13 protein-coding genes are annotated in these 10,132 nt (G+C 71.8%); 7 read left to right on the top strand and 6 right to left on the bottom strand.

Features of this window, described 5'->3' with window-relative positions; translation table 11 throughout:
• The 5 genes from AOK24_RS40380 to AOK24_RS40400 form a co-directional block, all read right to left on the bottom strand.
• The coding region (locus tag AOK24_RS40380; RefSeq protein WP_055724896.1) for an HD-GYP domain-containing protein at positions 1-1,199 on the bottom strand (1,199 nt) is incomplete at its 3' end.
• An 80-nt stretch (positions 1,200-1,279) separates the two neighbouring features.
• Entirely contained in the window at positions 1,280-1,582 is a 303-nt protein-coding gene (rsrA, locus tag AOK24_RS40385) for a mycothiol system anti-sigma-R factor (protein WP_055724886.1), read from the bottom strand.
• A complete protein-coding gene (sigR, locus tag AOK24_RS40390) occupies positions 1,579-2,259 on the bottom strand; it encodes an RNA polymerase sigma factor SigR (RefSeq protein WP_055724887.1) in 681 nt (226 codons plus the stop codon). Before sigR ends, rsrA begins: the two co-directional genes overlap by 4 nt.
• 192 nt (positions 2,260-2,451) lie before the next feature.
• Entirely contained in the window at positions 2,452-3,123 is a 672-nt protein-coding gene (locus tag AOK24_RS40395) for an alpha/beta hydrolase family protein (RefSeq protein WP_055724888.1), read from the bottom strand.
• A gap of 1 nt (position 3,124) precedes the next feature.
• Positions 3,125-3,940, bottom strand: coding sequence for an SOS response-associated peptidase (locus tag AOK24_RS40400; protein WP_055724889.1), 816 nt, complete (start codon positions 3,938-3,940; stop codon positions 3,125-3,127).
• 50 nt (positions 3,941-3,990) lie between these two features.
• Here AOK24_RS40400 and AOK24_RS40405 point away from each other — a divergent pair, with 50 nt between their 5' ends.
• The 4 genes from AOK24_RS40405 to AOK24_RS40420 all read left to right on the top strand — a co-directional run bounded on the left by AOK24_RS40405 (position 3,991) and on the right by AOK24_RS40420 (position 7,516).
• Entirely contained in the window at positions 3,991-4,692 is a 702-nt protein-coding gene (locus tag AOK24_RS40405) for a M50 family metallopeptidase (RefSeq protein WP_055724890.1), read from the top strand.
• Positions 4,693-4,734: 42 nt separating this feature from the next.
• Positions 4,735-6,051 (top strand): 3-phosphoshikimate 1-carboxyvinyltransferase, encoded by a 1,317-nt coding sequence (gene aroA / locus AOK24_RS40410; RefSeq protein ID WP_055724891.1) that lies wholly within the window; start codon positions 4,735-4,737, stop codon positions 6,049-6,051.
• A 5-nt stretch (positions 6,052-6,056) separates the two neighbouring features.
• Positions 6,057-7,067: a ribosome small subunit-dependent GTPase A gene (gene rsgA / locus AOK24_RS40415; RefSeq protein ID WP_055724897.1), complete on the top strand. Its 1,011-nt coding sequence runs from the start codon at positions 6,057-6,059 to the stop codon at positions 7,065-7,067.
• A 125-nt stretch (positions 7,068-7,192) separates the two neighbouring features.
• The gene (locus AOK24_RS40420) at positions 7,193-7,516 is read left to right on the top strand and encodes a DMT family transporter (RefSeq protein ID WP_055724892.1); all 324 of its coding nucleotides are present in this window, start codon (positions 7,193-7,195) and stop codon (positions 7,514-7,516) included.
• A 9-nt stretch (positions 7,517-7,525) separates the two neighbouring features.
• On the opposite strand, the gene AOK24_RS40425 is transcribed toward AOK24_RS40420, so the two are convergent.
• Complete coding sequence (locus AOK24_RS40425; protein WP_055724893.1) at positions 7,526-8,143, bottom strand: TetR/AcrR family transcriptional regulator; 618 nt, start codon at positions 8,141-8,143, stop codon at positions 7,526-7,528.
• Positions 8,144-8,320: 177 nt separating this feature from the next.
• On the opposite strand from AOK24_RS40425, the gene hisN reads away from it, so the two are divergent.
• From hisN to AOK24_RS40440, 3 genes are all read left to right on the top strand, one after another.
• Positions 8,321-9,121, top strand: coding sequence for a histidinol-phosphatase (gene hisN, locus AOK24_RS40430; protein WP_055724894.1), 801 nt, complete (start codon positions 8,321-8,323; stop codon positions 9,119-9,121).
• Positions 9,122-9,280: 159 nt separating this feature from the next.
• On the top strand, positions 9,281-9,667 hold the full coding sequence (locus tag AOK24_RS40435; RefSeq protein WP_055724895.1) for a CBS domain-containing protein: 387 nt from the start codon (positions 9,281-9,283) through the stop codon (positions 9,665-9,667).
• Positions 9,668-9,884: 217 nt separating this feature from the next.
• A partial coding sequence (locus AOK24_RS40440; protein ID WP_167376909.1) for a Fur family transcriptional regulator occupies positions 9,885-10,132 on the top strand: 248 nt, incomplete at its 3' end.

Here is a 10,132-nt window from a genome sequence, read left to right on the forward strand (position 1 = left end):
GTCACCACCGGATGCCACCCCCACCTGTCCAGCGCCCTCCCCAGCGCCTCCACCATCCGCGGGTCGAACTGCGCGCCCGCGCACCGCCGCAGCTCCTCCATCGCGACCGGCACCGGGCGTGCCCTGCTGTACGACCGGGTCGAGGTCATCGCGTCGAAGGCGTCCGCGACGGCGACGATGCGGGCGGGCTCGGGGATCCCGTACCCGGCGAGGCCGTACGGGTAGCCGCCCCCGTCGAACCGCTCGTGGTGGTGGAGGATCGCGGAGCGGGCCTCGCCGAGGAACGCGATGCCCCGGGTGATCTCGTGCCCGTACTCGGGGTGCAGTTCGATGACGCGGCGCTCCTCGGGGGTGAGGGGCCCGTCCTTGCGCAGCAGCCGGGTGGGGACGCCGAGTTTGCCCACGTCGTGCAGGATCCCGGCGAACCGGATCAGCTCCACCCGCTCCTCGTCCATGCCGAGTTCCCGGGCGATCATCACGGACGCCTGCCCGACGCGTTCGCTGTGCCCGCGCGTGTACTCGTCCTTGATGTCGACGGCCTGCACGAGCGCGCGGATGGTCGCGCTGTGGGCGGCGCGCTCCCGGTGCACCTGGGCGAACACCCACCAGGCCACGCACATCGGCAGCAGCACGAGCAGCGCGGCGACCGGCCCGTACGGGCTGCGCCACAGCACGGCCATCATCAGCCCGGCGAGCCCGTGCACGGCGAGCGGCGCGAGGGCCCGGCAGATCACGGGCCGCCGCACGGGCTCCCCGGCGAGGACGCGCACCCCGGTGTCGAGGACGATCAGGACGAGGCAGTAGACGAGCACGGCGGCGGCAGCGGGCACCAGGGCGTACGGGAACTCCGGCGCGACGACGGCGTCCCGGCCCCCGAGCCGCCAGTGCACCCACCCGGCCGCCCAGACGGTGACCGCCCCGGAGGCCCCCCGCCAGACGCGGCGCACCCGGCCGGCGGACGCGCACAGGGCACCGGGCAGGGGCACGAGGGCGGCGGCGGGCGGGGGCAGCAGGAAGACGGCGGCGAGGAGCACGGGGTGGAAGGCCCCTTTGACGGCCCGTTCCCCGATGGCGTGCACGAGGGCGAGCAACCCGACGGCTGCCCAGGGCGTCCTACCGGGCAGGGGCGCGCACACCACGACGGCTACCAGAACGACCGCCCCGACAAACACCCGCGCCCGCCCCGCAATAGCCTCCACGGACGGGAAGCCTAGGGACGGGCGGATGGGACGGAAGGGGTAACTGGAGGTAGTACCCCATTCGAGTGAAAGGCGGTGTGTCAGGTCTCCTGAGGGGCACCCGCGACGTCATGGTCCGGGACGACCTGCCCCGAGCGGATCAGGTCGAGCCGCCCGAGAACCTTGGCGCGCAGGTCGGTCGGCACGTCGTCCTGCCCGCAGCACCGCTTGACGAGCTTCTTCACGGCCTCTTCGAGCCCGTACTTCTCCAGACACGGCGAGCACTCGTCGAAGTGTTCCCGGAACTTGTCCCGGTCCCCGAGAGGCATCTCGCTGTCGAGGTACTCGTAGAGATGATCGAGAACCTCGGAGCAGTCCGTCTCGTGGTCGTCTCCGCAGCTCATGAACCCGAGCCTTTCGCTTCGTTCGGTTCTCCCGCGCCGGCCGGGACGAGACCGCGCTCACGCGCGTAGTCCTCCAGCATGCCGCGCAGTTGACGCCGGCCCCGGTGCAGCCGGGACATCACCGTACCGATGGGTGTCCCCATGATGTCGGCGATCTCCTTGTACGCAAAGCCCTCGACGTCCGCGAGATAGACGGCGATGCGGAACTCCTCGGGGATCGCCTGGAGCGCTTCCTTGACGTCCGAGTCGGGCAGGTGGTCGAGCGCCTGCGACTCGGCGGAGCGCAGCCCGGTCGACATGTGCGACTCGGCGCGCGCGAGCTGCCAGTCCTCGATCTCCTCGGCCGCCGAACGCTGGGGTTCGCGCTGCTTCTTGCGGTACGAGTTGATGAACGTGTTCGTGAGGATCCGGTACAGCCACGCCTTCAGGTTCGTGCCCTCGCGGAACTGGTGGAAGGACGCGTACGCCTTCGCGTACGTCTCCTGTACGAGGTCCTCCGCGTCCGCCGGGTTGCGGGTCATCCGCAGTGCGGCGGAGTACATCTGGTCGAGGAATTCGAGCGCGTCCCGCTCGAAGCGCGCGCTGCGCTCCGCGGTCGACTCGTTGACGCCCCGGCCCTCGGGCTGCTCCGCCTGGCCGTGTTCGGTCCCTGCGTCGGTACCGGTGACCGGACCCACCTCCTCAAGATTCCAGGCAGCACCGAGACCGGTACCACCAGAATCGGAGGATAGACGACGATCCACTCCCGCCGCCGCCCGAATCTGAGCGGTCTTGGCCGCATGCAGCACCGTCCAGTCCAGGTCGGCGCGGCTGGAACGGTTCGGGCAGATGGTCGAACCCATGCGGCGGACTCCCTCTCTACGGCCTTCTCAACGTCCTGTGTCTGCCTCAACAGTCGTACGGGACTCAACATTCCCGAGCGTCCCGATCCACCGGACGACGCCGTCCGTGATGACCGTCACGGTCTCCTCCGGCGTGACCCCGCTCCTTTTCGGCACCGCGAACCCGTGGTCCCCGAACGGCACCTCCACCATCCCGAACTCCCCCTCCGGGAACTCCTCCGGCTTCCCGAAGGGGTCGTTGCCACCCTGCACGACGAGCGTCGGCACTCCCGCGCCGAGCAGCTCCCCGGCGCGGGACTTCTCCGGCTTGCCGGGCGGGTGGAGGGGGAAGCTGAGCGCGAGGACGGCGACGGCGCCGAGGTCCTTCGCCGTACGGCAGGCGACCCGGGCACCGGCGGAGCGGCCACCGGCGATGACGGGCAGGCCCTCGGCGGCCACCGCACCCCAGACGCCGGACCAGCCGATGTCGAGGGTCTTCGGAGCCGGTGCGACCTTCTTCCCCGCCACCCGCCACGGCTGCTCGACCAGGGCGACGGTCACACCGTGGGCGGGGAGTACGGCGGCCAGTGCCTGGAGGTCGCGGGCCTCGACACCGCCGCCCGCGCCGTGGCTCACGGCGAGGACGAGGCGGGGGTTCTTCGCCGGGTGCCAGGTGATACGGGCGTCGCCCGCGTCGGTGGGGACGATCTCGGAGCTCATGTCAGAAGAGTGTGCCCTCCTCCGGGCCCTCCAGCTCCGTCAGCAGCTCCGGGCCGTTGTTGCGGACGTTGCTCACCGCCGTCGACACCGGGTACGCCCGCATCAGGCCGTGCGGCGGGGGCGCCAGCATCGGTACGAGGTCGTCGGGGTCGGTCGTCGAGGGGTCCAGCCAGGCGTCCCACCGGTCCGGCGTCAGCATCAGCGGCATCCGGGGGTGGATCTCGGCCAGGCTGCCGGGCCCTTCGGCCGGGGCGACCGCGAGAGGCGTCGTCTCGGCCTCGGTCGTGATCACCGAGCACGTCACCCACCAGGCCAGCGGATGGTCGTCCGGCAGCGTCCGGTCCCGCCAGAACTCGTACAGCCCCGCCATCGCGAACACGGACCCGTCGGCCGGCGTCACGAAGTACGGCTGCTTGCGGGGCCGCTTCTTCTTCCCCTCGACCTCAAGGTCCCGCTCCTCCTTCGCGGTGACCCACTCGTAGTACCCGTCCGCCGGGACGATGCACCGCCGGCTCGCGAACGCGCGCCGGAAGGACGGCTTCTCGGCGACCGTCTCGGCCCGCGCGTTGATCATCCGCGCGGCGCCCTCGGGCGACTTCGCCCACGAGGGCACGAGCCCCCACTTCACCGTCCGCAGCTGCCGAACCGGCCGCCGGTCCTCCGCGTCTTTCAACGGACGGTCGAGAACGACGTACACCTCTTTCGTCGGCGCCACATTGAAATCGGGCGCCAGCGCCTCTTCCGGCTCGATCTTCTCGATCTCGAAGATTCCCGCGAGATCCTCGGGCCTACGACTGGCCGCATACCGTCCGCACATACGTGCCACACTGCCAGACCCTGTACGACAGTTGGGAGCCACCGCCTCTTATGGACGCCACCTTGTGGGACCGAGTCACCGGACTCCAGCCCGACCCCGACCTCTGGGTGGTCCTGGCCACAGCCGTCGCCGCGCTGGCGATCGTGATCCCCCACAACCTGTGGCGCGTCTCCCGCAACGCGATCACGATCGCGCACGAGGGCGGCCACGGCCTGATCGCCCTGCTGACGGGCCGCACGCTGACGGGCATACGCCTCCACTCGGACACCAGCGGCCTGACCCTGAGCCGGGGCAAGCCGCACGGCATCGGCATGATCCTCACGGCGGCGGCGGGCTACACGGCCCCGTCCCTGCTGGGCCTGGGCGGCGCGGCCCTGCTGGGCGCGGGCCGGATCACCCTGCTCCTGTGGGCGGCCACAGCCCTCCTGGTGGCGATGCTGGTGATGATCCGCAACGCGTACGGCGTCCTGACCGTGGTGCTGTCGGGCGGCGCCTTCCTCCTGGTCTCCTGGCTCGCGGGCCCCCAGGTCCAGGCGGCGTTCGCGTACGCGGTGGTGTGGTTCCTGCTCCTGGGAGGCGTACGCCCGCCGTTCGAGCTCCAGGCCAAGCGCAGGCGCGGCGGGGCGGCGGAGTCGGACGCGGACCAGCTGTCGCGGCTGACGCACGTACCGGCGGGGCTGTGGCTGTTCCTGTTCCACACGGTGTCGCTGTGCTCGCTGCTGGGCGGGGGCAGGTGGCTGCTGGGGCTGTGACGCCGCGCGTCCCGGAATGCGGCGGCCGACTAAAGTGAACGCATGCCGCAGAACCCCGTCCACACCGCCCACTGGCCCGCCCCCACCGCGAGCGGAGCCGTCGACGCGACGGTCCACGTGCCGGGGTCCAAGTCCGTCACCAACCGTGCCCTGGTGCTAGCCGCGCTGGCGAGTGAGCCGGGGTGGTTGCGCCGCCCGCTGCGGTCGCGGGACACCCTGCTCATGGCGGGCGCGCTGAGGGCGATGGGCGTGGGGATCGAGGAGGGGGTCGGCCCGGACGGCACCGGTGAGGCGTGGCGGGTCCTGCCCACCGACCTCCGTGGCCCGGCGACCGTGGACGTCGGCAACGCCGGCACGGTCATGCGCTTCCTCCCCCCGGTGGCCACCCTGGCCAACGGCCCGATCAGGTTCGACGGCGACCCGAGGTCGTACGAGCGCCCCCTGCACGGAGTGATCGACGCCCTGCGCGCCCTGGGCGCGAGGGTCGACGACGACGGCCGGGGCGCCCTCCCCCTCACGGTCCACGGCCAGGGCGCCCTGGACGGCGGGCCGGTGGAGATCGACGCCTCCTCGTCGTCCCAGTTCGTGAGCGCGCTCCTGCTGAGCGGCCCCCGCTTCAACCAGGGCGTGGAGGTGCGGCACACCGGCGCCACCCTGCCCTCGCTCCCGCACATCCGCATGACGGTGGACATGCTCCGCGCGGCCGGCGCCCAGGTGGACACCCCGGAGGCGGGCGGCGAGCGCAACGTGTGGCGGGTGACGCCGGGCGCCCTCCTGGGCCGGGACCTGACGATCGAACCGGACCTCTCCAACGCCCAGCCCTTCCTGGCGGCGGCCCTGGTGACCGGCGGCAGGGTCACCGTCCCGGACTGGCCGAAGCGCACGACGCAGCCCGGCGACGCCCTGCGGGAGATCTTCACGGCGATGGGCGGCTCCTGCGACCTGACGGACGAGGGCCTGACGTTCACCGGCACCGGCAAGATCCACGGCATCGACGTGGACCTGAGCGACGTCGGCGAGCTGACCCCCGGCATCGCGGCGGTGGCCGCCCTCGCGGACTCCCCGTCGACCCTGCGCGGCGTGGCCCACCTCCGCCTCCACGAGACGGACCGCCTGGCGGCCCTGACGAAGGAGATCAACGAACTCGGCGGGGACGTCACGGAGACGGCGGACGGCCTGCACATCCGCCCGAGGCCCCTGCACGGCGGCACGTTCCACACGTACGACGACCACCGCATGGCGACGGCCGGCACGATCATCGGCCTGGCGGTGAAGGGCGTCGAGATCGAGAACGTGGCAACGACCGCGAAGACCCTCCCGGACTTCCCGGAGATGTGGACCGGGATGCTCGGGAACTGACGATCATGCGTCGCTACGGCAAGCACACCGACGAGGACGACATCCGCTCGCGCCCCAACCGCAAGGGCAACCGTCCCCGCACGAACATCCGCCCCAAGCACGAGGACGCGGCCGAGGGCATGGTCCTCACGGTCGACCGGGGCCGCCTGACCTGCCTGGTCGAGGACCGCACGGTCCTCGCGATGAAGGCCCGCGAACTGGGCCGCAAGGCGGCGGTGGTCGGCGACCGCGTCGCCCTCGTCGGCGACCTCTCGGGCGCGAAGGACACCCTGGCCCGCATCGTCCGCATCGAGGAGCGCACCTCGGTCCTGCGCCGCACGGCGGACGACGACGACCCGTACGAACGCGTGGTCGTCGCCAACGCCGACCAGCTGGCGATCGTCACGGCCCTCGCGGACCCCGAACCCCGCCCCCGCCTGATCGACCGCTGCCTGGTGGCGGCGTACGACGGCGGCCTGACCCCCCTCCTGGTGATGACCAAGTCCGACCTGGCCCCCCCGGACAAGCTCCTGGAGCTGTACGGCGACCTGGACATCCCGTACGTGGTCACGAACCGCGAGGAGCTGGAGAACGGCGACGCGGCGGACCGCGTACGGGAGTTCCTGACCGGCCGGACGACCGCGTTCGTCGGCCACTCGGGCGTCGGCAAGACGACCCTGGTCAACGCGCTGGTGCCGACCGGCCGCCGCCGTCTGACGGGCCACGTCAACGCGGTGACCGGCCGGGGACGCCACACGACGACGTCGGCCCTCGCACTCCCGCTGGACGGCGCCGACGACTGGGTGATCGACACCCCCGGCGTCCGCTCCTTCGGCCTCGCGCACATCGACCCGTCCCGCGTCATCCACGCCTTCCCGGACCTGGAGGAGGGGACGGCGGACTGCCCGCGCGCGTGCAGCCACGACGAGCCGGACTGCGCGCTGGACGCGTGGGTCGCCGAGGGCCACGCGGACCAGGCGCGCCTGTACTCGCTGCGCCGGCTGCTGGCGACGCGCGAGCGCACGGAAGGCGACTGACGGGTCCTCAGGGCACGTCTCTGACCTGGGTGTTGTTTGTGTGTACCTGAGTCCGGTAAGTGCACAATCGCACCGACCTCGATCGAGCGTGACACCAGACGTGACACCAAACGGGAGGACAGCACATGGCATGGCTGCTGGTCGTCGTGGCCGGACTGCTCGAAACGGGTTTCGCGGTGTGCCTCAAGCTGTCCCACGGCTTCACGCGCCTGTGGCCGACGATCGCGTTCGCCGCGTTCGCGCTGGGCAGCTTCGGGCTGCTGACGCTCGCGCTGAGAAAGCTGGACGTGGGTCCGGCGTACGCGGTGTGGACGGGGATCGGGGCGGCCGGGACCGCGATCTACGGGATGATCTTCCTGGGGGACCTGGTGTCCACGCTGAAGATCGTGTCGATCAGCCTCGTCATCATCGGGGTGATCGGGTTGCAGCTGTCGGGGTCGGCGCACTGAGCCGGGGGTTCAGCCCGCCGCCCGGTGCTCCAGCGCCCCGGCCACCAGCTCCCTGACGCCCCCCTCCCCCGCCGGTGCCGCCACGCACGACAGGGCCAGCCTGACCGCCAGCTCCGCGCCGCGCACCACCTCGTCGGCGTCGCCCTTCCCGGTCCCGGCCGGGACCAGCACGGCCAGCGACCGCTCCCGTACGTGGGCCACGAAGTCGCCCGGCGAGGGCAGCGGCCCGTCCGCGCGGCGCTGCGCGGGCACCGCCGTGGCCGACAGCACCGCCCTCAGCGGCGGCGAGGGCAGCCGCTCGCTCCAGCAGCCGGTGAGCATGGCCCGTACGAGGGGGTTCTCGCGCGCGTGCGCGACGGTCCACTCGGCGAGCCCGACGAGCCGCTCACCGACGTCGCCCGCGCCGTCGTCCCCGGCGAACGCCCGCTCGACACCCGCGAGGTAGCCGTCCGCCTCCCGGCGCACCAGGGCCCGCGCGAGCCCGTCCTTGCTGCCGAACTCGTTGTAGAGCGTCTGCCGCGACACCCCGGCCGCCGCGGCCACGTCCACCATCCGCACCGTCGACCACGACCGCCGCGCCAGCGCCGCGAAAGCGGCGTCCAGCAGAGACTCCCGCGCTGAGGGCATCGTCGCCTCCCTGGGCCGAGCAACTCTGCCGCCCACATTTGACGCGCCCGGAACCAGTGTCAAGAGCCCGCGTCCCGATACGGCGGGAACCCGTCACGGGAAAACCGACACCAACCCGCAACCACCTCGTTCCCCCGCGCGTGGCCCCGTTCCCACCTCGGCGGATACGGTTCCCCCATGCCGGACTACCTCGATGACCTCCGCCTCGCCCACGTCCTCGCCGACGCGGCCGACGCCGCCACCACGGCCCGCTTCAAGGCGCTCGACCTGAAGGTGGAGACGAAGCCGGACATGACCCCGGTGAGCGAGGCCGACAAGGCGGCCGAGGAACTGATCCGGGGCCACCTCCAGCGCGCCCGCCCGCGAGACGCGATCCTCGGCGAGGAGTACGGCGTGGAGGGCACGGGCCCCAGGCGCTGGGTCATCGACCCGATCGACGGTACGAAGAACTACGTACGCGGCGTCCCCGTCTGGGCGACCCTGATCGCGCTGACGGAGGCGGCCGAGGGCGGTTACCAGCCGGTCGTCGGCCTGGTCTCCGCGCCCGCGCTGGGCCGCCGCTGGTGGGCGGCGAAGGGCCACGGCGCCTTCACCGGCCGCTCCCTGTCCTCCGCGTCCCGCATGCACGTCTCCCGGGTCGCGAACCTCTCCGACGCGTCGTTCGCGTACTCCTCGCTCTCCGGCTGGGAGGACCGCGGCACCCTGAACGGCTTCCTGGACCTGACCCGCGAGGTGTGGCGCACGCGCGCGTACGGCGACTTCTGGTCGTACATGATGGTCGCCGAGGGCGCGGTGGACCTGTGCGCGGAGCCGGAGCTGTCGCTGTGGGACATGGCGGCGACGGCGATCGTCGTGCAGGAGGCCGGCGGCATGTTCACCGGTCTGGACGGCCGTCCGGGGCCCCACAGCGGGAACGCGGCGGCGTCGAACGGGCTGCTGCACGAAGAGCTGCTGGGGTACCTGAACCAGCGCTACTGACGGCGCCCACCCGTCGGCACATCTGAGCGTGCGCGCCCTCAATTGGCGCCGCACGCCCCCTTGTTGACCCCCGCTTTACCTGCGACGCTGAGGGCGCCCCCACTTGTGCACTTGTGAATCTCCGCACTTTCCGGGATCACAGGAGGAGGTCACCCCTCGATGCTCGTCCACGAAGCCATGACCCCGACGGTCCTCACCATCGGACCCGCCCACACCCTCCGCCAGGCCGCCGCCCTGATGTCCGCCCGCCGGGTCGGCGCGGCCGTCGTCCTCGACCCGGACGCCGGCAACATCGGCATCCTCACGGAACGCGACATCCTCAACTCCGTGGGCCTCGGCCAGAACCCCGACCACGAGCCCGCCCACGCGCACACCACGACCGACGTCGTCTTCGCGACGCCCTCGATGTCCCTGGAGGACGCCGCCCTCGCGATGACCCGCGGCGGCTTCCGGCACCTCGTCGTCCTGGACGGCGGCGAACCCGCCGGCATCGTCTCGGTCCGCGACATCGTGCGCTGCTGGATCCCGGCGCGGGTGCCGGCGTAACCCCGGGGCATGCCAGGTGGGCCGTCCCCCGCAGGGAGCGGCCCACCAAACCCGGCGAGCGGTCCAGTGCTGGAGCGACCGTGCAGGGCCTGGACCACGGCCTCCAGCCGCCCGCCGAACTTCACTCCGGATCCTACATTGGACTAATTCCAAGTCAAGCCAGCTTCCAAAGTCACACCCGTTCGTAAAACGGCACCCGGCTGTTAATCTGGACGGCATGAGTGACCTTCTGGAGCGGCTGCGCGGGCGCGGATGGCGTATGACCGCACAGCGGCGCGTCGTGGCCGAAGTCCTCGACGGCGAACACGTCCACCTCACGGCCGACGAAGTCCACTCCCGAGCGGTGGCGAAACTCCCGGAGATCTCCCGAGCGACGGTCTACAACACGCTCGGCGAACTGGTGACCCTCGGCGAGGTCCTGGAGGTGACGACGGACAAACGGGCCAAGCGCTACGACCCCAACGC

This window comes from Streptomyces niveiscabiei, from assembly GCF_001419795.1.
Lineage (GTDB): Bacteria > Actinomycetota > Actinomycetes > Streptomycetales > Streptomycetaceae > Streptomyces > Streptomyces niveiscabiei.

What these genes read in the sequence shown, in the direction of transcription:
- rsrA (WP_055724886.1), bottom strand. Translation starts at nt 1,582, where the DNA reads ATGAGCTGCGGAGACGACCACGAGACGGACTGCTCCGAGGTTCTCGAT.
- AOK24_RS40395 (WP_055724888.1), bottom strand. Translation starts at nt 3,123, where the DNA reads ATGAGCTCCGAGATCGTCCCCACCGACGCGGGCGACGCCCGTATCACC.
- AOK24_RS40400 (WP_055724889.1), bottom strand. Translation starts at nt 3,940, where the DNA reads ATGTGCGGACGGTATGCGGCCAGTCGTAGGCCCGAGGATCTCGCGGGA.
- AOK24_RS40405 (WP_055724890.1), top strand. Translation starts at nt 3,991, where the DNA reads ATGGACGCCACCTTGTGGGACCGAGTCACCGGACTCCAGCCCGACCCC.
- aroA (WP_055724891.1), top strand. Translation starts at nt 4,735, where the DNA reads ATGCCGCAGAACCCCGTCCACACCGCCCACTGGCCCGCCCCCACCGCG.
- rsgA (WP_055724897.1), top strand. Translation starts at nt 6,057, where the DNA reads ATGCGTCGCTACGGCAAGCACACCGACGAGGACGACATCCGCTCGCGC.
- AOK24_RS40420 (WP_055724892.1), top strand. Translation starts at nt 7,193, where the DNA reads ATGGCATGGCTGCTGGTCGTCGTGGCCGGACTGCTCGAAACGGGTTTC.
- AOK24_RS40425 (WP_055724893.1), bottom strand. Translation starts at nt 8,143, where the DNA reads ATGCCCTCAGCGCGGGAGTCTCTGCTGGACGCCGCTTTCGCGGCGCTG.
- hisN (WP_055724894.1), top strand. Translation starts at nt 8,321, where the DNA reads ATGCCGGACTACCTCGATGACCTCCGCCTCGCCCACGTCCTCGCCGAC.
- AOK24_RS40435 (WP_055724895.1), top strand. Translation starts at nt 9,281, where the DNA reads ATGCTCGTCCACGAAGCCATGACCCCGACGGTCCTCACCATCGGACCC.